The organism is Clostridium sp. (assembly GCF_036646415.1).
Classification (GTDB): Bacteria; Bacillota; Clostridia; order Clostridiales; family Clostridiaceae; genus Clostridium_J.
This window is the reverse complement of record NZ_JAVXMF010000012.1, coordinates 52,438-76,453: the sequence shown is the minus strand read 5'-3', so window position 1 is coordinate 76,453 and position 24,016 is coordinate 52,438. Positions and strand designations below refer to the sequence as shown.

Sequence of the window (24,016 nt, the reverse complement as noted above, 5' to 3'; positions counted from 1 at the left end):
TAGGAGCATATGGCACAGAGAAGGATTATCGAAAGTTATGGAAGAGATTTAGGCTTTACAGTAGAGCAGTTAAATAAATTGGTGGTAACATACAAAATGCTAATAGGGGCAGCTTGTGACTTAAATGGTATTGCCCTTGCCAGTAAGAGTGATGTAAAGGATGCACTGAAAAGAGCTAAAGAAATTGGGTGTATAATTGATGAGCTTATAGATGTTGTAGACTGCAATATATGCACTTGGGGCAAGTATATGAGGTTGAAAAGTGATTTTATAAATTGCAGGTTAGACCTATGTCTTATAGAAACAGAAGTTGAAGAAGAGATTAGGTTACAAGGTCAATTATAACAAAATCATATGATATAATAGGATAAAAAGGATGTTAACATAAATTTATGTAGTAACATCCTTTTTAAGTTTACAAATAAAGGTGGGGAAAAGTTTATGTGGTATGACTACTATGAATCTGAAATAGGAACTATTTATGTAGTTATGGATAAAGTTGGAGTTAGGAAGATTGAAATTTTTAAAGATAGATGGAATGATTATTATAAGTGCAATGAAGGTTTATTAATACATAGTAAGGAAGTATGTGGGAAAGCTATATTGGAGCTAGAGGAATATTTTAATGGTGAAAGAAAAGTCTTTAATCTGCCATTATCAATAGATACAACAGAATTTAGAGAGAAGGTTTGGAGGGAGCTTATAAATATTCCCTATGGAGAAACTCGAAGTTATAGTGATATTGGTGTAGCTATAGGAAATCCTAAAGGGGTTAGAGCTATTGGTGGAGCTAATAAATCAAATGAATTACCTATAATAATACCCTGTCATAGAGTTATTGGTAAGACTGGAGCTCTTGTAGGTTATGCAGGGGATAATACTCATATAAAAAGATATTTATTAGACTTAGAGAAGAAATATAAAAAGTAAAAAATACTATTTCATTATGATTTTTAAAATACTAAATAATAACAATGTGAATCCTCATTAATTTACCAGTAATAAATAATTTAATAATTACACAAAATAGCCTAGAGGATACTTTTAGGCTATTTTTTATAGCGTGTAAAAGGGGAATGGATAGATTTTAGTAGGAGGATTTATATGAAAAAGTTATTTATATGTGGACTTTTGATTTTAGGTATATTTATAGCTATGAGTAACCCGATAGTATTAGCGGATGATATTGAAGAAACTAAGAAAAGTAGTAAGGATGCAAATTATAATATTACTATGAAGCAAGATATTCTAACCTTAATGATGGCATATCCAGAGTATATAAGTGGAATAGAAAAGGCTGAAGAGGGAAAAGTTTTTTTAATTACAACATCAGGAAAGAAAATTCTTTATGATGATAAGCAAAGTAAAAATTTTAATCAGAAGATGGATAATGCAGATATTCAGGATATATTAGAAGAGATTTATCCACTTACAATCATTGATAAGTTGTTAGAGGTTAATAGAGATCCAGGCAGGTTTAGATGTTATGCATTACTAAATGAAGTCTATGGTCATAGCGAAGAACAAGTATCTAAAAATCTTATAGGGGTACCTGCACCTTATAAAAATTATCAGTTTAATAAAAACAATGGAGCGGCGGAAAGTTTGAAGTCTGCTATGGGAGAATTAAAGAGTCTTTCTGAGAGTAATGGAGCTGTAGCAGGACTTATAAATCCTATCAATGGAACTTTTAATTATAGAGTTATAGCAGGTACAGGAAAGTTGAGCCCACATGCTTATGGTATAGCTATAGACATAAATAGCAACCCAAGTGACTATTGGAAATGGGCAACTAGAGAAGCTGGAGAAAAAAGAATGTTATCATATCCAAAGGAACTAGTGGAAATATTTGAGAGGAATAACTTTGTTTGGGGTGGAAAGTGGGGACACTTTGACATTCTACATTTTGAGTATAGACCAGAGGTAATAATAAAGGCTAAGTATTTTGGAGAAGTTACAGCTAAGAGTGATGAGTGGTTTGGTGAAATTCCAAGGGATGAGAAGATAAATGAATATATAAATATTATTGAGGATGCTTTAAATTAGTACAATATGTAATTGTAATAAGGGAGGACCTTTATGAGAGTTATAAAATCTCTGAAGAAATTATTGTCGTGGAAGATTATATTTGGAATATTATTATGTATTATAATTGCAAATCTTCTTTTGGCTAATGCTTATGGTGAAGATGTAGACGATGAAGTAAAGTTAGAGGTTAGAAATTTTATAGAAGATACTATTTCAGCACGGAATAGAGCAATTGTTACAGGTGAAGAAGAAAGTATTAAAGCTGTATATGACATGACAAGTAAGTATGGTCAATGGGCTTATGAAAATGAAGAGAAAAAGATGATTTATCTACATAACTGGGAGCAGAAGCAAGGAGTTAGGATTACAGAAATACTTCCCAAAGTAGTGGTTAATAGTATTAGTGAAACGGATAATGGGTTTAAAGCAAATTTCACTTGTTCTACTGAATATAGATATATATATGAAGATAGACCAGATGAAGTCAATGCATCTAGAATTGGTACTTATCATGTAATTACCCTTATGAACAATGGGGATAAGTTACTGATAAAAAAGGAATGGTATACAGATCCTTTTGCTGACTCTTTAAATTTAGAAAAGTTAAAAGTTGATGATGTTAAGGAGTTTATATTGGGACAGAATCCTAGAGATTTTTCACAGTTAGATGAAAGAAGAATAGCTACTGTGGATTATGGAAATAAGTATTGTGGAGCAGCTACTGAAGAGGAATATGAATATAAATATAATAAAGCTTATAGAAACTTTAACCCTGAAGGTGGAGATTGTGCTAATTTTGCTTCTCAAATGCTCCATGAGGGTGGAAAGTTTAAAAAGAATTCATCTTGGAATTATAATAAAGGTGATGCATCTGCATCTTGGGTAAACGCAGATAAATTTAAAAGTTACTGGGTATATAGTGGTAGAGCTTCAGTAATTGCTCATGGAAGTTATGAAAATGTATATAAGGCATCCTATGAACTTCTACCAGGAGATTTTGTTGCTTATGAGAAAAAAGGAGATATAAAACATATTTCTATGGTTACAAGTGCAGATTCAAGAGGCTATAGTTTAGTTACTTGCCATAATACTGATAGAAATGATGTACCTTGGGATTTAGGTTGGAGTGATAAAAACATCAAGTTTTGGCTTATAAGGGTTCACTTCTAAGAAACATAATGAAAAATATATAAAGATATTAAAGGATTAATTATATTGAGTTGTAATAAGGCATGGTTAAATAAATAACTAGTCAGTATTCTGCTTTATTTTGAACCATACTCAATTAAATATTAACCTTATGAGGATACATAGCATACTCTAAAATATAAACACTTTATATTTGAGGGTAATATGTATCCTTTAAAATTTGAAAATTTATATTATGAAAAGATTTGGGGCGGAAGAAAACTTTCAAGTTACAGAAGAAATCTACCACAGGGAAACATTGGAGAAAGCTGGGAAATTGCTTGTCACAAGAATGGTATGAGTGAAGTTATTAATGGAAAGTATAAAGGTAAAACTTTACTTGAAATTATTAAAGATATTGGGGATTTAATTGTAGGAGATAAAGTGATGAAGGAAGGATTTGCAGAAGGGGACTTTCCTTTATTAGTTAAGATTATAAATTCTAATGAAAATTTATCTGTACAAGTTCATCCAAGTGATGAGTATGCTCATGAAATAGAAGGTGACAATGGCAAAGTAGAAGCCTGGTATATTATAGATTGTGAAGAAAATGCAGAGATAATTGTTGGTACTAATGGGTGTACAAAGGAAGAGTTTAAAAGAAGTTGTGAGTATGGAACAGTTGAAAGCTACATGAATAGAATTCCTGTGAAGCCAGGAGATTTATTTTTCATAGAAGCAGGACTCTTGCATTCTATAGGTAAAGGAATACTTCTAGCTGAAATACAACAAAATAGTGATACTACCTATAGGGTCTATGATTATAACAGAGGAAGAGAACTGCATATGAAGAAAGCTCTAGATGTCATTGATTTTACTTTAGAACCTAAGATTATACTTATAGATGAAAATAAGAAAATACAAAACTGCATAAGCTTTAGTGGATTTAATATGGATGTATACAATATAAAAGGTAGTTATTCTGAAAAAAGTAACAGTGATAAATTCTGTGTATTAACATGTGTAGATGGTGAAGGGAAAATTAAATTTACCGATGGTGGAATTAGAAAGGAAATTATCATATCTATGTTAGATAGTATATTAATTCCAGCTTATTTAGGAGAGTATATTTTAAGTGGGAATATGAAGTTGATAAAAAGCTATATTTAATGTGAAGAATATATTTTAAATCACTGTTAATAAGGACTTCATAGTATCTTCGCTAAACCATAGTCAATATGAGAAATATTTGGTTTTATTATTATGGGAACTAGATAATCATAAGATTTTATTATATATGTGATAAGAAATTCCTAATTAACAGTGATATTAATACGTGGTAAGATGTTGTTAAGGTAAGTGTAAAGAAATAAACATAATGATGCCGCTTAATATATGTTACATACGGTGTCTTAAGGAGTGTAATTAAATGTATAGCAATCAAAGAATTACAGAATTAAAGGGGCTAGGGTTTTTACTTCAAAATGATAAGGAGCACTTTTCTGTAAGATTTTTATCAAGAGCTGGAAATATGACTTCTGAGGAAATGATAAATGTCTCACATATTGCAAAGAAATATGGAAGAGGATATATGGGATTCACAACCAGACTTTCAGTGGAAGTTCCATGGATTCATGGAGATAATGTAGATAAACTTATTGAAGAAGCAAAATCTCTTGGGCTAAAACATGGTGGGACTGGGAAGAAATTAAGACCATTAACATCATGTAAGGGAACTATATGTTTACATGGAAACATAGATACTCAAGGACTTTGTAATAGATTATCAGATAAAGAATTTGGAGAGTCAACTCCACATAAGTGTAAAATTGGTATTTCAGGCTGTGCTAATAACTGTGCAAAAGCAAATCTTAATGATATTGGAATAATTGGATTAACAATTCCTTCGTATAACGATGATAAATGTGTTGGTTGTGGAATATGCATAAAGGGTTGTAGACAGGGAGCTTTAAAGCTTGTAGATAAAAAAATCCAATTTGATAGATCTAAATGTGTTAATTGTGGAGGCTGTGTGAGAAGTTGCAAGCCAGGCGCATTTACAATTAAAGAAACTGGAGCAAAAATATTTATAGGTGGAAGATTTGGAAGAGCATATAGATTTGGTACAGATTTAGGACAAGTATTTAAAGAGGATGAAATTTTTGATGTGGTAGAAAAAATTCTTACTTACTATAGAGAAAATGGAGAGTCCCTTGAGAGAATAAGCTATGTAATGGATAGACTTGGAGAAGAAGCAGTTATAAATGGAATTCTAAAAACCTTATAAAATATAATAATGTAAGTATATTTGATTTGAAAGCACATATTAATATTAGTATTATAATTACTAATTTAATGTGTGCTTTTAGTTTGTAAAATTATAGAGTCAGACACAAAAAATAATTAATAGAATTCATAGGTATTAAGCATCGGACAAGCTAAATTTTACATCATACTATATTAAGGGGAAGAAAAGGGGTGTGGTTATGTTACATAATATTATCCAAACTATAATACCAATAATCATTGAGATATTGGAATTAATGGGAACAGCGGTAATTGTAGTTGCAGGAATAAAAGCTTTCTATAGATTTGTATTAAGTTTATTTAATGAAGTAAACTATTCAATAAAGGTAGACTTTGCACAATCACTAGCACTTGCATTAGAATTTAAGCTTGCAGGAGAGATATTAAAGACTGTAATAGTTAGAAGTTTTGATGAGATGTATATATTAGCAGCAATAATATTGTTAAGAGCAATATTAACTTTTGTTATTCACTGGGAAATAAAAAGTGCAGAACACTAATAAAATTAATAAGAGTTAATCCAGTTATCATTAAATATCTATAAGTAATAAGCTGGTATTTTAAATAAGTTAGAGTTTATAATTTAAGTCATTCTAAGTTACAGTAGCCTGCAAGACAAAAATATATAAAGGTGTTATAATATCATGGTAAGTTTGTGGTTATTGAGATTTAATCAACCTACACTTAAGTAAGAATAATATTATATATACAAATTTGATGAGGTGATGTAGATGAGTGATATAGCTGGAGAAGGTTGCGAGATATTAGTTCCTTTTAATGAACGAAAGCCCCTTGCAGATATAGAACGTAGTTTAATTAAAAAGTATAGAAAAACGGTTTGGTCTAAATTTATAAAGGCTGTAAGAGAATATAAGCTAGTAGAAGAAGGGGATAGAATTGCTGTTGGTATATCTGGAGGTAAGGATAGCATTATAATGGCAAAGTTATTTCAAGAGTTAAAGCGTCATGGACAGGTTAACTTTGAACTTGAGTTTATTGCTATGGACCCAGGGTACCATCCACAGATAAAAGAACTTTTAATAGATAATTGTAATTATTTAAATATACCAATACATACATTTGATTCTAAGATATTTGATATCATAGATGTAATAGCTAAGGATTATCCATGCTACATGTGTGCGAGAATGAGAAGGGGTGCATTATATTCTGAGGCTGAGAGACTTGGATGTAATAAACTAGCTCTTGGTCATCATTTTAATGATGTTATAGAGACAACTATGTTAAATGTTCTTTATGGAGGAACATTTAAAACAATGCTACCAAAACTAAAGGCGACGAACTTTAAGGGACTAGAGCTTATACGTCCACTTTATTATGTAGAGGAGACATACATAGAGAATTTCATACAAAGTAGTGGAATATGGCCACTTAACTGTGCATGTATGGTAGCAGCAAAGAAGATTGGGAATAAGAGACATGAAATAAAAGACATGATTAAAGAGTTAAAGCTAACATTTAAGGATGTTGATAAATCTATATTTAAGGCTGCTGAAAATGTTAATATGGATGCTATACTTGGATGGCAAAAGGATGGAGAGAAACATTTCTTTTTAGATGAATATGATGATGAGTTTATAGAATAAAACAAAACCTCCTATTGTAGAGATTTAAAATCTACAATAGGAGGTTTATTAATTTACTTTATTTTAAACTGCAATATTCTACAGTAATCCACCAATAGCAATAAATAATGGTGCGAAAACTAAAGAAACAATTGTCATAAGTTTGATTAAGATATTGATAGATGGACCAGATGTATCTTTAAATGGATCACCTACAGTATCACCAACAACAGCGGCTTTGTGGGCATCACTACCTTTACCACCGTGAGCACCCTCTTCAATGTACTTCTTAGCATTATCCCATGCTCCACCAGCGTTAGACATGAAGATTGCAAGCATAACACCTGATACAAGAGAACCAACTAATAGTCCACCTAAAGCTTCAGCTCCAAGTAAAACACCGATTATAATTGGTGAAACAACAGCCATTACTCCTGGAAGAAGCATTTCTTTTAAAGCTGCTTTAGTTGAAATTTCAACACAACTTTTATAGTCAGGTTTTCCTGTTCCTTCTAGAAGGCCAGGGATAGTTTTAAACTGACGACGAACTTCAACGATCATTTCGTTAGCAGTTTTACCAACTGATTGCATTGTGAATGCTGAGAATAAGAATGGAAGCATTCCTCCAATTAATAATCCAACAATTACTTTAGGGTTAAGACAGTCAATTGTTGTTAAACCAACTGCTTGAGAGTAAGATGCGAAAAGAGCTAATGCAGTAAGTGCAGCAGATCCAATAGCAAATCCTTTACCCATTGCAGCTGTTGTATTACCAACTGAGTCTAGCTTGTCTGTAATTTTACGAACAGATGAATCAAGACCTGACATCTCTGCAATACCACCAGCGTTATCTGCGATTGGACCGTAAGCATCTACAGCAACTGTAATACCAGTAGTAGATAGCATTCCAACAGCTGCAAGAGCAATTCCATATAATCCAGAGAAGTGATAAGAAATTAGTATAGCAATAGCAATTAATACTATAGGAAATGCTGTTGATTCCATTCCAACTGCAAGACCAGATATAATTGTTGTAGCAGAACCAGTTTCAGATTGATCAGCAATCTTTTTAACTGATTTAAAATCACTTGAAGTATATACTTCAGTTAACTTACCAATTAATAAACCAACAATAATTCCAGAGATTATAGAATAGAATGCTAAGAATTCACCAAAGAATACTTTGCTTAGTATAGCAGTAATTATAACAACTAATATACTTGCTAAGTAAGTTCCACTATTTAAAGCTTTATGTGGATTTTCACTTTTGATATTATTTACAAGTAAAATACCAATAATAGAGCAGAAGATTCCTACTGCAGATATTACAAGTGGGAATATAGCTCCGCTTAATCCGAAAGAAACTGCACCTAGTGTAATAGCAGATATTATAGAACCTATGTATGATTCAAATAAGTCAGCTCCCATTCCAGCAACGTCACCAACGTTATCACCAACGTTATCTGCAATTACTGCAGGGTTACGTGGGTCATCTTCTGGAATTCCAGCTTCTACTTTACCAACAAGGTCTGCGCCAACATCGGCAGCTTTAGTGTATATTCCACCACCAACACGTCCAAAAAGAGCTACAGAAGAAGCTCCTAAGCTAAATCCAGTAAGTACTTGTACATCATTTGTTAAAAGATAAATAATACTTATACCGAAAATTCCAAGACCTACAACACACATTCCCATAACAGCACCACCAGAGAATGCAATAGAAAGTGCTTTGCTCATACCAGATGATCTTGCACCTTCAGCAGTTCTTACGTTGGCTTTTGTTGCAGTATACATACCAATATATCCTGCTAAAGATGAGAAAAATGCTCCAACTAAGAAGCAAAGTGCTGTAACCCAGCTTCCAATTCCAAAGCCGATTAATACAAAAACAATAATGCAGAAAATAATTAATAATTTATATTCCGCTTTTAAGAATGCATTAGCACCATCTCTAATAGCTTCAGCAATCTCTTTCATTTTATCTGTACCTTCACTACTTTTAGTGATTTTTGATAGTAGTAAAAATGCACAAATTAATGCAAATACTCCTGCTACTATCGAAAAGTAAATAAAATTTTCCATAATATAGTCCTCCTGTTTCTTGTTAAATTAATTAAAAAATAAATGCTATATTTGTAGTAATTATTAAATTATAGATACTTCAAATGCATTATCTTTTGTAGTATAGAAGGATATTATACTTTCATCATTTCTTTTCTGAAGACTTTTATTTTCATCTAATTAATTTAATATGGACAAAGTCAAAATAGTATATGTTTACAAACAAATGGGTTATTTTGCATAGTAAATTTTCAGGATACTATAGTGAAATGTTTTAAAATTGATAATTATATCATTATTTTTGCAGTAAAATATTATATATGTTTCTATGAAGTCTTATCATACGAAAAACAAACCCAACGTAGTGGGTTTGTTATTTTAAATAGAAATAACATCAAATGCAAATATGTATTTTAAAAAAATTAAATTAGAATCCAATAAATATAGTTGTAATCAGATATTATTTAATGAAAAGTAGTATCCAATACAAATACTCAAATATATATTATCAAACTTAATATATAATTACAATTCAAATTTCGACTATAATTTATAAAACTTTAGGGGATTTTAAAGTTTTATAATATTTAGTTGCAAATAATAGGATTTGTGTAGTGGCTATAATAGGATTTATATAGAAATATGTAATAAAATCATAATAAATAACAATATTAGTATTTATTATTAACATTGTAAGATTTCAAAGATGAATCTTATGATAAAATAATAAGTATAGAATGAATTATTATTTTATCAATATATTTAATAAGGTTAGAGTGGGGGAAAACTAATGAAATTAATATTAAAAGATATAGAGAAGAACTTTGAAAATAAACAGGTACTAAGAGGTGCGTCCTTTGAATTTGAAAAAGGAAAGATATATGGACTTTTGGGACGTAATGGAGCTGGAAAGACAACTTTATTTAATTGTATAGGTGGAGAATTGAAATCTGATAGTGGTATTGTAACACTTCATGAAGACGGAGAAGAAAATGGTAATTTAGATTATTCAAAGATAGGATATGTTTTTGCGGACCCAGTGCTTCCTGAGTTCTTAACAGGCTATGAGTTTTTAAAGTTCTACATTGATATAAATAAGGATAAGATTAAAAATTTACGTTCAATAGATGAGTACTTTGATATAATTAAAATAGAGGAAGAGGATAGATATCGACTTATAAAGGGATACTCACATGGAATGAAAAATAAGATTCAGATGCTATGTTTCTTGATAACAAGACCACCGGTGATTTTATTGGATGAGCCACTGAGTTCATTTGATGTTATAGTTGCCCTTGAGATTAAGAATTTGTTAAAGGAGATTAAGAGTGAGCATATAATTATATTTTCTACTCACATATTACAATTGGCTACAGATTTATGTGATGAAATTGTAGTGCTTAATAATGGGAAATTACAAGAAGTGCCTAGTGAAATTTTAAGTAGTGATGGATTTGAGAATAGGATTATGGAAATTTTAAAGGAGGAGAACCATGGTTAGAACTTTTGTTAATACTTATAAGTTCTCCTTTGCAGAAAAGGTTAATGGGTTAATATACTTTTTAAAAAAGGTTCCGCTTATAGGAAAAAAGATACCTGAGAGTATCTATAAAGAAACTAAGACAAAACTGACAATAGGAACTATATTTGAAGTCATAAGTTTCTTACTTAGGTTCCTTGGTAAAGCTATATATATACTGCTTATGGTATTGCTTCCAGCTATGTTTTTTGCAAGAAATGGTGGGGATTCAAAGGAAATTGCTATTCATATATTCTTCTTCTTAAGCTTAGTAATGGGTCCATTTGTAAATGTTACAGTATTGGAGGGTATGAAGAAGCCTTTTAAGATGATTAGACTTATGAGAGTGAATCCAAGAAAATACTTTGTTGGTCAAATAGTATATGCAAGAATGGTTAATTTCATATGGTTTATTCCTGCCATGCTGCTTATTTGTTCTCCGGTGAATGCAATAATATTAGCTACAGAGTTTATAGCTATAAAGTCTTTTGGTGAAGCTGTAGAGTTATTTATATATGACAGAAGTAATATAATGCTTCCAACAAAACCTTGGTTTAATGTTGTTGCTATAGTTATAGGGCTTTTATTAGCTTATCTATTACCTTACCTAGGCATTGTAATAGACGTTGGAAGTTTTCTTTATAGTATTCTGGGGTTATTGATTATAGTAATTGTTGGAGTTTTAAGTATCCTATATATTTTCCAATACAGAGGTTTTAATAATCTATCTAAGGTTATAATTACAAAGAATATGATGTCTAATGGTGAAGATGTAGTAGTGCAGGCTACTTTTTCGGATGTAAAAATAGATGAGAAGAAAATTAAAGCTAAAGATTTGGATTCTAGGAAATATGAAAACAAACGGGGCTATGAATATATAAATGCTATATTCTTTATGAGGCATAGAAAATTGATAGTTACAGCTACAAAAAACAGAACAATAGCAATTATAATTTTATCATTAGGGATAATAGGTGCTATAGTATTGATGCCAGAAATAAAGGCAGATTTATTACGTATTATGCAAAAAACTGCATCTGCATGGGTGTTTATAATGTATGCAATGTCAACAAGTCAGAAGGTCGCTAAAGCTATGTTCTACAATTGTGATGTAAGCTTACTGAGATATGGATATTATAGAGAAGGTAAAGTTATAATTTCTAATTTTACTGCTAGACTTAAAAGGGTGGTTATTCTTAATCTTATACCAGCTGTAGCTTTATGTATTGGAATGTGTTCTATCATAGTTGCAACAGGACAAATTAATGCAATAATGAATATGATACCAATGTTTTTAAGTATCATTTGTTTGTCATGTTTCTTTTCAATACATCACTTATTTTTATACTATACAATTCAGCCTTATACATCCCAGTTAACTATAAAGAGTCCATTATTTAGTGGTATAAATGGAATTACCTATTTTATTTCTTATATGTGTTTATCATTAGATGGTTCTTCTTATTTGTTTAGTATAGGTGTAATTGTTGTAACCTTAATATACATGATTATAGCTTTAGTTATTACATATAATGTTGCTCCAAGAACTTTTAAGCTGAAATAGAAATTAATATTTATAAGTGTGAAGTATTTTTAAATAGGAAATTAATAATATGATAGATAATGATAAAAATTAGAAAACTACTATTAATTATTATTATTGTTATATATAATAAATTAGTAATATTTTAAAATGTATAAAAAGTAAAACATGAAAGGTTGTAGAAATAATCAATGAAGAGATATAGATATTTTATAATTCCAATAGTATGCATGGGTATTCTTATTTCTAGTTTTAATGAGGTTATAACTAAAAAATATGAAGATAAGAGCATTAGTAAAGATTTAGAACCTATAAAGCACACCTATGATCATATTTTAAGAGACCGAGGTGGGGTACTTAAGGATAGTATGTTTAATGAGGATGACTTAATATTATTAGGTTCATCGGAGCTATCTTCTCCAGTAGACCAGAATCCTATAAATATATTTCCATTCAAAGAAGCAAATTATGATGTAAGTATATTTGGAAGAGCATATACCCAGTCATTACAGCATGCTACTATGCTAAGTAGTACTGATAATATTAAAAGTGATTCTAAGGTTGCATTAATAGTTTCGTTACAATGGTTTACTCAAGGGTCAGGTATAAGTGGTGACAATTTTAGTGTTAATTTTTCTGAGCATCAATTCTATAAGATGTTTAATAATGACAAAGTAAGTGATGAAACTAAAATGAATTATGCAAAGAGAATTAATCAGTTATTGAAAGAGAGTAGAGAATATGGAGAAGAGCAAATCTATGCTTATCTTTATTCCAAAGATAACTTGTTATCTAATATAGCTTTAACTTTATTAAAACCTTATTATAAGTTTAAAGAATATACATTAGAGATTAAGGACAAAACTCAATCTTATAAAGAGTTAGAGAGTCTACCAGATAAAACAGAAGAAAAATCTAAAGAGCTTAATTGGGAAGCTGAATATGCTAAAGCAGAAAAAGAGGGAGTAGCTAAGGTAACTAATAATGACATAAATGTTGAAGACAGCTATTATGATTTATATTTGAGAGAGAAGTATCCTAAATTTAAAGATGAGTTAATAGACATTGATCTAATGGCATCAAGGGAATTTAAGGATTATGAATTGTTTTTGGATACAAGCAAGGATTTAGGTGTAAAACCACTAATAGTATTGATGCCAGTAAATGGACTATATTATAATCATCTTGGAATTACGGAGGAGAAGCGTGACGAGTTTTATAATAAACTTCAAGAATTAGCTGAGGAAAGAGGCTTTTCAGTTGCTAATTTACAAGATAAAGAATATGAAAAATATTATTTAACAGATGTAATGCATTTAGGATGGAAAGGATGGCTTAAGGTAAATGAAGAAATTTCTAAGTATTTTAGCGAGAGATAAAAATGAAATTATAGATAGCATAATATTGACACTTACATTAGTTGCTGTATTTTTAATATTTGTTTTATCTACACTTAAAGATCTTCCCTTTATATATAATCAATTTTAAAAGTGAAGATTATAAATACCAATATTATAACAGAATAAACATAAAGTTTATAAATTGTTAGTATAGAGAGGATAAGGAAAATGAATATACTACTTAAAATAAAAGAATATGCAAAGAAGCAAAGAGTAGCCGTACTTTGTGATGGCGAAAAATTAACATATGAGGAATTGGATAAACAGTCAGATGCCCTAGCAGCTTATTTATTAGAGAAATGTGGAGATGATAGAACACCTATAGTAATTCATGGGAATAAGGATAATCTGATATTAGTTCTAATGATGGCATCATTAAAATCTGGAAGAGCTTATATACCTCTTGATGTTACTTTTCCTGTAGAGAGGGTAAGACAGGTAATAGAAGAGGTAAATGCTAAGGTTATAATAAACTTTACTGAGGAACAATTGGGAGTTGAAGGTGTATATAATAAAGCTGAAGTTAGCAGTGTAATAGATAAATATCATGGACAATCGGTATCAAGTGATAGATGGGTAAAAGAAGATGAAAATGCTTATATACTATTTACTTCAGGGAGTACAGGAAAACCTAAAGGTGTTCAAATAAGTAGTAACAACCTTCATTCATTCATCAGTTGGTTTGAGAAATACTTGGAACTTGATGAAGTAGATGATGTGATAATGAATCAAGTGTCTTATTCATTTGATGTATCAGTTATGCCAATTTATTTAGGGCTAATTCATGGGAAAACATTATTTAGTTTATCTAAAAATACTTTAGAAGACTTTAAAACATTATTTAAGGCTTTAAATGATTCAAAAATAAAAACATGGATTTCAACACCAGCTCTAGCAGAGATGTGTATTAAGGATAGTACCTTTAATAAAGAGCTTATGCCTAGTCTTGAAACCTTCTTTTTTGCTGGAGAAGTCTTGTCTAAGAAGTTAATAAGTGAGCTTATGGATAGATTCCCAGATGTTAGAATGATAAATGGATATGGGCCAACGGAAGGTACAGTACTTTTATCTGCTATAGATGTAACAAGAGAAATGTTGAATGATACTAGAGAGATACCAATAGGACATCCAATGACAGGAGCAGTTCTTAAAATAGTTGATGCAGAAGGAAAAGAGTTACAAAAGGGCGAAAAGGGAGAGCTTATTGCCATTGGAAATAGTATAAGTAAGGGATACTTTAATAATGAAGAAATGACTAATAAGGTATTCTTTAAAGAGAATATAGATGGTACGGTAATGAGAGGCTATAGAACTGGAGATATAGGTTATTTTGAAGATGAAGTAATCTATTACTGTGGAAGAAAAGATTTTCAAATAAAGTTAAATGGATTTAGAATAGAGCTTGAGGATATAGAAAACAATTTAAGACGAGTAGAGAGTGTAAATAATTGTGTTGTGTTTCCTGCATATAGAGAGGGCAAAATATCTCACTTAGCTAGCTTTGTTACACTAAATGAAGATAATGGATTAAGTAGTCTTAAAAACTCCATAATAATAAAAAATGAATTAAAAAAATATATACCTTCTTATATGATTCCAAGGAACATTAAAGTGTTAAAGGAATTTCCTATAAATATTAATGGGAAAATAGATAGAAAGAAGCTCATGGAGGAAGTTAAATAATGAAATTATCACAATATGGAGATTATCTATATCTTTATATATTGATGCTTTCCTTTATACCTGCAATAATTTTAGGATTAAGGCAGAAGAATATAAAGCCTTATGGAATAGTAATATCAATACTTATGGTAGGCGTTATAGTAGGAACAGGATCAATAAATATTATATTATTTATTATGTTTTTTGTAGGAGAATTAATCGTAGTATATGGATACTTAGCTATACGTAAAAAAACAGATAATAAGTGGATATATTACCTAGCACTTTTCTTATCTATGATACCTGTAATAATAACAAAATTATCGGTAAAAGTTAGTTTTGGACCAATTGGGTTTATAGGATTATCATACCTTAATTTTAAGGCAATACAAATGATAATAGAAATATATGATGGAGTTATAAAGGAAGTAAAGTTTTCAACCTTTGTATATTTTATTCTATTCTTTCCAACACTAAGCTCGGGACCTATAGATAGATATAGAAGATTTGAAGAAGATTTAAATACTATAATACCAAAGGATGAATACGTAAATGACTATCTATACATTGGTATTAGAAAAATAATAATAGGACTTGGATATAAGTTTGTAATAGCTTATGTTATAAACACAATGTGGATGAGTAAGATTCCAGCAGATATAACCTTACTAAACTCATGGAATTATATGTATGCATATAGCTTATATCTATTCTTTGACTTTGCTGGATATAGTTCTTTTGCAGTAGGAACAAGCTATATTCTTGGAATTAAAACTCCAGATAACTTTAATAAGCCTTTCTTAAGTAAGGATATGAAGGAGTTTTGGGCAAGATGGCATATATCTCTTTCAAGATGGTTTGGAGATTATCTGTATTCAAGAATTGTTTTAAGTTCAATGAGAAAAAAGAGATTTAAAACAAGATTTCAGGCTTCTCACTTTGCACAAATGATAACAATGCTTATAATGGGAATTTGGCATGGTCTTGAAGTATTTTATATAATATATGGGCTTTATCAAGGTGGAGTATTAGTGCTTACTGATATAGTACAAAGGAAGTCTAAGTATTATAAAAAGCACAAGAAGGAAAAGTGGTTCCAAAGAGTTCAAATCATATTAAACTTTCATGTAGCATGTTTCGGTCTGCTAATATTCTCAGGATATCTATTCCACTAAAGTCAACAAGTTGAGGGTAGTGAGATAACATTAACTTAAAGTAAGTAGATTATTTAGTTGAAAGCCGAAAGGTTATTTAAGTAAGCAGTTAAGTAAGTTAAAAAATAAAAATTTATTAATAATTATAGATTTCTATTTTAATATGATAAGTTTAAGGGTAAAATTACTAGAAGATAGTAATGAAATTATCGTTTAGGAGGAAAAATTATGCAAGAGAAAGTATTAGACATATTTGAAGAAGTAACAGGAACAGATGAGATAAGAGAAGATTTGGACTTAGATTTATTTGAATCGGGATTATTAGATTCACTAGGAATAATAGAAGTTCTTCTAAAAATTGAAGAAGTTTTTGGAATAAAACTTCAACCAACAGATTTAGAAAGAAAAGATATGGCTACAACAAATAATTTAGTAGCATTTTTATCAACAAGAGTATAAGTCATCTTCAAAAAATAAATAAGTCAATCTCCTAGGCTATTTTGAGTGATACGTCGTCAGCAGAACCCTTAGATAGTTCTACTATCTGCGGAACCTGCTTCCTTGTCTAACTCAAAATATCCTTCGAATCTTTGACTTATTATTTATTTTCAGATGCCTAATAGGTTTTAGCATAAGAGGAAGAGTCAGAATATGATTCTTCCTCTATATTTTTGGAGATAGTATTACGTCTATTAATATAAGTTTGATGATTAATAGAAGGTGGATGACATATCATGGAGGAAGAGGTAAACTTAAGAAGTGACATTAAGTTGAATAAATCTAGGTAAGAAAATACATAATTAATAAATATGAGCGAGGTGATGCATTAATGGCAGTTAATGAAAAGGAAAAAAAACTTGAAGTTGAAAAATTTGAAAACACTAGAAACTGGATAGATGAAGAACTTAAAAAGACAGAGAAAAAGTTCGAGGAGTACGAGAAAAAAATATCTGGACTTAAGAAGTCAGCTGGAAGTGCTTTTGATAATGATTTAGTACTTGCTCAGAGATTACAAGATTTTACTAATAAAAATTTACATAAATATAGTGAGAGTAAGAATAATCCATACTTTGCCAGAGTAGATTTTAAGGAAAAATTAAGAGATGAGGAAAGCTTTTACATTGGAAAGTTTGGTATTGTTGATGAAATTAAAAACGAAGAGGTTATCATTGACTGGAGAGCACCTCTTGCAAATTTATATTATAGTGGAACCTTTGGATCGGCATCCTATACTGCCCCTATGGGAGAAATTAATGGAGAACTGCTTTTAAAGAGAAAGTTCCAAGTTAAAGAGGGAGAACTTATTAATATTTTTGATGAAGGAATAAATGAGTTAATAGTTCCAACAACAGAAGATGGCGAGGAACTTGTAGATGAATTCCTTAGAGTAAACTTAGAGCAGAATATGAGTAAGAAGTTAAAGGATGTAGTAACCACAATTCAAAAGGAACAAAATGAAATTATTAGAGCATACAAAAATAAGCCTATAATTATTCAGGGGTCAGCAGGATCAGGTAAGACTACGGTAGCACTCCATAGACTTGCATACTTGGTGTATACCTATGGAGATGAAATGGATAATAAGAATATCTTAGTGGTAGCACCAAATGAGTTGTTTCTAGATTATATTTCTGATATTCTTCCGAATCTTGGGGTTAGCAATGTTAAGCAAGTTACTTTTGAGGAACTCTGCAGTAAAATTATAAATACAAAATTTAAAATAATAACCAAAGATAAAAAGCTATCTTCAATAATAGAAATGAATAGTGAGGAAAATATAAAATATATTACTACATCTAGCAAGATAAAAGGCACTATGACATATAAAACCATAATGGATAGATTTATAAGATATTTAGAAATTAGGAATCTGGAAGTAGAAGATATATTAATTGATGGACATACTTTGTTTACAGCTAAAGATATAAAGAGATTATATATAAAAGATTTAGCTAAACTTCCTATAAATAAAAGAAAAGATGAGATAAATAAGTATTTTAAGAGTAAGTTGAAAAATAGATTAGAAGCTGTAAAAACTGAGATAGAAAATATATACTTCTTTAAAATTAAAGATATAAAAAGTAAAAGTAATCTTTCAGAAGAGGACCAAAGAAAAGAAATAATAAGAACTTATGATGAAAGAGATGATATTTTAGGACAGTTAAAGTCGAAGGGTACTAAGGCTTTAAAAGAATTTTTTAATAAGTGGAAAAAGATAAATGTCTTTGAGAGTTATGTAGAGTTATATAATGATGAAGAAGTTTTTACTACTGTAACTGATAATTGTATACCAAAGAAGCTGGCTATTTACATGAGGGATGAGATAAATAATAATCTTTTAAATAAACAAATAGATTGTGATGATTTAACAGCATTAGCATACCTTCAAATAAGATTAGATGGAATCGGGGAAGAAAACTATATACATACAGTAATAGATGAAGCACAAGATTACAGCTTACTACAGTTTTATATACTTAAAGAGATATCTAAAAATAATTCTATGACAATTGTAGGAGATTTAGGTCAGGGGATATATAACTATAAAGGGATAAGTTCCTGGGAAACATTAATTGAGAAAGTCTTTGACAGTGATGCAACTTATATAACATTGTCTCAAAGTTACAGATCTACAGTTGAGGTAATAGAGTTTGCAAATAGGGTACTTGAGAAGCAAAAGTTAAATATAAAACCTGCTATACCTATATTAAGACACGGTGATATTCCTAAGGAAGTTAAGGTTGAAGACAAAAATGAAATAGAAATAATTGATTCTATAGTGGAAGAAATTCATAGTAAAAACAAAAAAACTATAGCTATAATTTGTAAAACCTATAATGATTGTGAGAAACTTCATAAGACTCTTAAAAAGAAATCTAAATGTAGTTGGGATTTAATACAAGAGAATCAGAAAAACTTAGATATGACAAATCTAATAATTCCAAGTTATATGACTAAGGGATTGGAATTTGATGCAACTATTGTTTATGACTGTAATAGTGAAAATTACAAAGATGAGAATTTAGATAAGAAGTTATTGTATGTGGCTTTAACTAGAGCATTGCATCTTCAGTATGTAATATATAAAGATGAATTAACGCCATTATTATCTAAATAGTTGTTGAATTTCGTAAAGAGAATAGAAAAGTAGTATAATATATGATATATTTAGGGTTAGTGTGAGTTAGGAATATTGTATATTTAACTTAGTCATCTTCAAAAAATAAATAAGTCAATCTCCTAGGCTATTTTGAGTGATACGTCGTCAGCAGAACCCTTAGATAGTTCTACTATCTGCGGAACCTGCTTCCTTGTCTAACTCAAAATATCCTTCGCATCTTTGACTTATTATTTATTTTCAGATGCCTTATCAAATATAATTTACAAATAAGGATAAAATAATTAATTAACTTAGATAAACTTTATAGGCGGAGTGACTGTCTTATGGAGTAAATCTTGTTTTAAAATAGTAGAAGGAAGTGATTATTATGGGAGAAAATGTAGGGAATACATCTTCTAACTTTATTAAAAGAATAGTGGTGGAGGACTTACAGAGCAAGAAGCATGATAGTATAATTACTCGATTTCCACCAGAGCCAAATGGATATTTACATATAGGACATGCAAAATCTATAGTTCTAAACTTTGAACTTGCAGATGAGTTTAAAGGTAAAACAAATCTAAGATTTGATGATACAAACCCTACAAAAGAGGATACAGAGTACGTTGAATCTATAAAGGGTGACATAGAGTGGCTTGGATTTGAATGGGATAACTTATATTTTGCTTCAGATTATTTTGAAGAGATATATAGCAGAGCAGTTTTACTAATTAAAAAAGGATTAGCCTTTGTGTGTGATTTAACTGCAGAGGAAATGAAAGAATATAGAGGAACTCTTACTGCACCAGGAAAAGAGAGCCCGTATAGAAGTAGAAGTGTTGAAGAAAACTTGAATTTATTTGCTCGTATGAGAGATGGAGAATTTAAGGATGGAGAAAAGGTCTTAAGAGCTAAGATAGACATGACTTCTCCTAATATCAACATGAGAGATCCAATAATATATCGTATATCACATACAACTCACCACAATACAGGAGATAAGTGGTGCGTATATCCAATGTACGACTTTGCACATCCACTAGAGGATGCAATAGAAGGAATAACACACTCTATATGCACATTAGAGTTTGAAGCCCATAGACCGCTTTATGATTGGGTTATAGAAGCTTGTGAAATGAAAGATGTTCCAAGACAAATAGAGTTTGCAAGACTTAACATTACAAACACCGTAATGAGCAAGAGAAAGCTTAAGGCTTTAGTTGATGAAGGAATTGTTGATGGATGGGATGATCCAAGAATGCCTACTATAGCTGGTCTTAGAAGAAGAGGATACACTCCAGAAGCAATACGTAACTTCTGTAGAGAAATTGGAGTAGCTAAGAATGATAGCACAGTAGATGAACAATTACTTGAATATTTTATTAGAGAAGATTTAAGTGCTAAAACTTTAAGAACTATGGGAGTTATAAGACCTTTAAAAGTAGTTATAACAAATTATCCTGAAGGCGAAATTGAGATGTTAGAAATAGAAAACAATCAAGATGACCCATCTATGGGAAAAAGAATGGTACCATTTTCTAGAGAAATATATATAGAAGAAGAAGACTTTATGGAAGAGCCACCTAAGAAGTACTTCAGACTATTCCCAGGAAATGAAGTTAGACTTAAAGGAGCATACTTTATAAAATGTAATGATTTTATAAAAGATGAAAATGGAAAAGTTACTGAAATTCACTGTACCTATGATAAAGAAACTAAGAGTGGTACTGGATTTACAGGAAGAAAGGTTAAAGGTACAATACATTGGGTAGATGCTAATACATCTATACCTGCTGAATTCAGATTATATGAACCTTTAATACTAGATAAACAAATAGATGAAAATAAAACCTTTTTAGAATGCACAAATCCAAACTCATTAGAAGTGTTACAAGGATTTGTAGAAGCTAACATGAAGAGTGTAAAATCAGGTGATAGCTTCCAATTCTTTAGACATGGATACTTCAATGTAGATTCTAAATACACTACAGAAGATAAGCCTGCATTTAATAGGATTGTATCTTTAAAGAGTTCTTTCAAAATAGTTTAAAAAATTACCCCTTGGTTTATATGGACTAAGGGGTGTTATTTAGGAAAATAGGGTAAAATTTTAAGATATTTAAGATATTTAAGATATTTAAGATATTTAAGATATTTAAGATATTTAAGAATTATAATTATTTTAATGAAGATAACTTATAAATTTACTTTGAATAGTAAATTGCAAAATAAAATCTGAGTAATATTAAGGGGGAAATATGAAAAAAATATTAGCTACAATAATAGGGTTATTTTTGGCATTTGGAATGATTCAAACAACTGCATTAGCTGCAGATACAGAGATGAGAGGTGCATGGGTTAGTACTGTATATAGTATAGACTGGCCTAAAGCAAAGAACAATGTTCAGCAACAAAAAAATGAATTTATAAATTTGTTGGACAACCTTAAGTCTGTAGGGATGAATACTGTAATAGTTCAAGTAAGACCAAAGGGGGATGCTCTTTATAAATCAAGCATTAACCCATGGTCAGATGTACTTACAGGTACTCAAGGAACTGATCCAGGATATGACCCATTAGCATTTATGGTTGATGAAGCGCATAAAAGAGGTATGGAACTTCATGCATGGTTTAATCCTTATAGGGTAACAACTTCGGGGTCAGATATAAATTCATTAGCAGCTAGCCACCCAGCAAGAAAAAATCCTAATTTAGTTATTAGGCATCAATGGACACAGGATGGAAAGGCAATGGATGCATTATGCTATAATCCAGGACTACCTGAAGTAAGAAAACATATAGTTGATACTGTTAAAGAGGTAGTTCAAAATTATGGTGTGGATGCTATACACTTTGACGATTATTTTTATCCAAAGGGAAACTATAGTGATGATGATGCATATAGTGCATACGGTAGTGGAATGAGTAAAGACGACTGGAGAAGAAATAATGTAAATTTATTAATAAAAGAGGTTAACAATGCTATAAATAGCATAGATTCAAGTGTTAAATTTGGGGTTAGTCCTGCAGGTATATGGAGAAGCAAAGCTAATGATCCTAATGGATCAGATACAAGTTCAGGAGCAAATCAGAGTTTTAAGGATCAATATGCAGATAGTAGAACATAGGTAAAAAATAACTGGATAGATTATATTACACCTCAGTTATATTGGACAATTGGGCAAACAGGGTCAGATTATTCTAAGTTGGTTGATTGGTGGTCAAACCAAGTAGAAGGAACTAATGTTGATTTATATATTGGACAAGGTGTATATAAATCAGAAGTAGCTAGTGAAATTTCTGCTCAGATAAATCTTAATAGAAAATATAGCCAAGTAGATGGAAGTATGTATTTTACAACAAGAGATATTCTTGCTAATACTGCATTGCAAAATAGTTTAAAGGATCTTTATTTTGATAAAGTAACTCATAAGAAGGTAATAGGGATAGATAGATATGAAACAGCTACAAAGATAAGTCAAGAGGGCTGGAACAATGGTTCAGGAACAGTTTTATTAGTAAATGGACATGCTAGTGCAGATGGACTTGCAGCTACACCTTTAGCATCAGCTTATGATGCTCCTATACTACTTACACAAAAAGATCACTTAATAGAATCTACTAAGAATGAAATTAAGAGATTAAATCCAACCAAGGTAATACTAGTTGGAGGAGATGGGGTAATTTCTAATAGTATAGTAGAACAGGTGAAAAGTATAAATAGTAGCATTTCTATAGAACGATTAGGTGGAATTACAAGATATGATACTTCACTTTTGGTTGCTAAGAAGCTTGATCAAATTTCTGATGTAACCAAGGCTTATGTGTGTTACGGACATGGAGAGGCGGATGCTTTATCAATAGCTTCAAAAGCTGGAGAAGAAAAAGCTCCAATAATACTTGTTGAAACTCAAGAAGTGCCTAAAACTACATTAGATTGGTTAAAGGGTGAGACTTTAGAAACTGCATATTTTATTGGTGGAACAGGTATAATTTATGATAATGTTATTAAACAGATGAATAATATTACATCTGCAAATGTTACTGGAAATAGAGTATGTGGTAATAATAGATATGATACTAATGCAGAAGTAATTAAAAGGTTCTATTCTAGTAAAAATCAACCTCAGATTATTGTGTCTAAAGGTACAGAATTAGCAGACGCACTGACTGCAGGGCCTTTAGCATCAAAACTAAAAAGTCCTATATTAATATTAAGCTCAGAGTTAGAAGTCAGCCAAAGAAAGGTATTAGAGACTAAGAAGATACCGAAATTATATGAAGTTGGGGGAGGTATGAATCCTTCAGCAATATCAGAGATAATAAGAGTAATAAAATAATAAATATTAATTTATAGAATAATAGAAGAAGACTATTTTAAGATGAGTATGTTCATTTTAAAATAGTCTTTTTTATGTATACAACTATTTTGGATTAAAAATAATTGTAAAAAAGGTGAAAATATTTATGAGTAAATCCAACTAAAATTTATTTATAAATAATCAATTAAGATTTGAAAGTAAAGTTA

At 30.4% G+C, this 24,016-nt stretch carries 18 protein-coding genes and 1 pseudogene; 18 read left to right on the top strand and 1 reads right to left on the bottom strand.

Annotated features, from left to right (window positions below):
- Positions 1 to 9 precede the first annotated feature (9 nt).
- The 8 genes from RSD37_RS09890 (at position 10) to RSD37_RS09855 (ending at position 7,070) form a co-directional block, all read left to right on the top strand.
- Complete coding sequence (locus tag RSD37_RS09890) at positions 10 to 345, top strand: hypothetical protein (protein WP_346946566.1); 336 nt, start codon at positions 10 to 12, stop codon at positions 343 to 345.
- A gap of 96 nt (positions 346 to 441) precedes the next feature.
- Positions 442 to 930: a methylated-DNA--[protein]-cysteine S-methyltransferase gene (locus RSD37_RS09885; protein WP_346946565.1), complete on the top strand. Its 489-nt coding sequence runs from the start codon at positions 442 to 444 to the stop codon at positions 928 to 930.
- A gap of 174 nt (positions 931 to 1,104) precedes the next feature.
- A complete protein-coding gene (locus RSD37_RS09880; protein ID WP_346946564.1) occupies positions 1,105 to 2,046 on the top strand; it encodes a M15 family metallopeptidase in 942 nt (313 codons plus the stop codon).
- 33 nt (positions 2,047 to 2,079) lie between these two features.
- A complete protein-coding gene (locus tag RSD37_RS09875; RefSeq protein WP_346946563.1) occupies positions 2,080 to 3,198 on the top strand; it encodes an amidase domain-containing protein in 1,119 nt (372 codons plus the stop codon).
- A 183-nt stretch (positions 3,199 to 3,381) separates the two neighbouring features.
- Positions 3,382 to 4,326: a type I phosphomannose isomerase catalytic subunit gene (locus RSD37_RS09870; RefSeq protein WP_346946562.1), complete on the top strand. Its 945-nt coding sequence runs from the start codon at positions 3,382 to 3,384 to the stop codon at positions 4,324 to 4,326.
- A 259-nt stretch (positions 4,327 to 4,585) separates the two neighbouring features.
- The gene (locus RSD37_RS09865; RefSeq protein WP_346946561.1) at positions 4,586 to 5,443 is read left to right on the top strand and encodes a 4Fe-4S binding protein; all 858 of its coding nucleotides are present in this window, start codon (positions 4,586 to 4,588) and stop codon (positions 5,441 to 5,443) included.
- Positions 5,444 to 5,642: 199 nt separating this feature from the next.
- On the top strand, positions 5,643 to 5,963 hold the full coding sequence (locus tag RSD37_RS09860; RefSeq protein WP_346946560.1) for a DUF1622 domain-containing protein: 321 nt from the start codon (positions 5,643 to 5,645) through the stop codon (positions 5,961 to 5,963).
- Between the two features lie 231 nt (positions 5,964 to 6,194).
- On the top strand, positions 6,195 to 7,070 hold the full coding sequence (locus RSD37_RS09855) for an ATP-binding protein (protein ID WP_346946559.1): 876 nt from the start codon (positions 6,195 to 6,197) through the stop codon (positions 7,068 to 7,070).
- A 78-nt stretch (positions 7,071 to 7,148) separates the two neighbouring features.
- Here RSD37_RS09855 and RSD37_RS09850 read toward each other — a convergent pair whose 3' ends face one another.
- On the bottom strand, positions 7,149 to 9,131 hold the full coding sequence (locus RSD37_RS09850; RefSeq protein WP_346946558.1) for a sodium-translocating pyrophosphatase: 1,983 nt from the start codon (positions 9,129 to 9,131) through the stop codon (positions 7,149 to 7,151).
- A 769-nt stretch (positions 9,132 to 9,900) separates the two neighbouring features.
- Here RSD37_RS09850 and RSD37_RS09845 point away from each other — a divergent pair.
- The 10 genes and pseudogenes from RSD37_RS09845 (at position 9,901) to RSD37_RS09800 (ending at position 23,828) form a co-directional block, all read left to right on the top strand.
- Positions 9,901 to 10,611 (top strand): ABC transporter ATP-binding protein, encoded by a 711-nt coding sequence (locus tag RSD37_RS09845; protein ID WP_346946557.1) that lies wholly within the window; start codon positions 9,901 to 9,903, stop codon positions 10,609 to 10,611.
- Positions 10,604 to 12,193, top strand: a complete 1,590-nt coding sequence (locus RSD37_RS09840) for a hypothetical protein (RefSeq protein ID WP_346946556.1) — start codon at positions 10,604 to 10,606, stop codon at positions 12,191 to 12,193. Before RSD37_RS09845 ends, RSD37_RS09840 begins: the two co-directional genes overlap by 8 nt.
- A gap of 170 nt (positions 12,194 to 12,363) precedes the next feature.
- A complete protein-coding gene (gene dltD / locus RSD37_RS09835) occupies positions 12,364 to 13,551 on the top strand; it encodes a D-alanyl-lipoteichoic acid biosynthesis protein DltD (protein ID WP_346946555.1) in 1,188 nt (395 codons plus the stop codon).
- A gap of 189 nt (positions 13,552 to 13,740) precedes the next feature.
- Positions 13,741 to 15,255: a D-alanine--poly(phosphoribitol) ligase subunit DltA gene (gene dltA / locus RSD37_RS09830; protein ID WP_346946554.1), complete on the top strand. Its 1,515-nt coding sequence runs from the start codon at positions 13,741 to 13,743 to the stop codon at positions 15,253 to 15,255.
- Positions 15,255 to 16,409, top strand: coding sequence for a D-alanyl-lipoteichoic acid biosynthesis protein DltB (gene dltB / locus RSD37_RS09825; protein ID WP_346946553.1), 1,155 nt, complete (start codon positions 15,255 to 15,257; stop codon positions 16,407 to 16,409). The genes dltA and dltB overlap by 1 nt, the downstream gene beginning before the upstream one ends.
- A 207-nt stretch (positions 16,410 to 16,616) precedes the next feature.
- Positions 16,617 to 16,847: a D-alanine--poly(phosphoribitol) ligase subunit DltC gene (gene dltC, locus RSD37_RS09820; protein WP_346942919.1), complete on the top strand. Its 231-nt coding sequence runs from the start codon at positions 16,617 to 16,619 to the stop codon at positions 16,845 to 16,847.
- Between the two features lie 370 nt (positions 16,848 to 17,217).
- Entirely contained in the window at positions 17,218 to 19,506 is a 2,289-nt protein-coding gene (gene helD / locus RSD37_RS09815) for an RNA polymerase recycling motor HelD (protein ID WP_346946552.1), read from the top strand.
- A gap of 370 nt (positions 19,507 to 19,876) precedes the next feature.
- A complete protein-coding gene (locus tag RSD37_RS09810; protein WP_346946551.1) occupies positions 19,877 to 21,538 on the top strand; it encodes a glutamine--tRNA ligase/YqeY domain fusion protein in 1,662 nt (553 codons plus the stop codon).
- A gap of 208 nt (positions 21,539 to 21,746) precedes the next feature.
- Positions 21,747 to 22,781, top strand: a pseudogene (locus tag RSD37_RS09805) (family 10 glycosylhydrolase); the annotation flags it as partial.
- A 54-nt stretch (positions 22,782 to 22,835) separates the two neighbouring features.
- On the top strand, positions 22,836 to 23,828 hold the full coding sequence (locus RSD37_RS09800) for a cell wall-binding repeat-containing protein (RefSeq protein ID WP_346946592.1): 993 nt from the start codon (positions 22,836 to 22,838) through the stop codon (positions 23,826 to 23,828).
- The last annotated feature ends 188 nt before the right edge of the window (positions 23,829 to 24,016 follow it).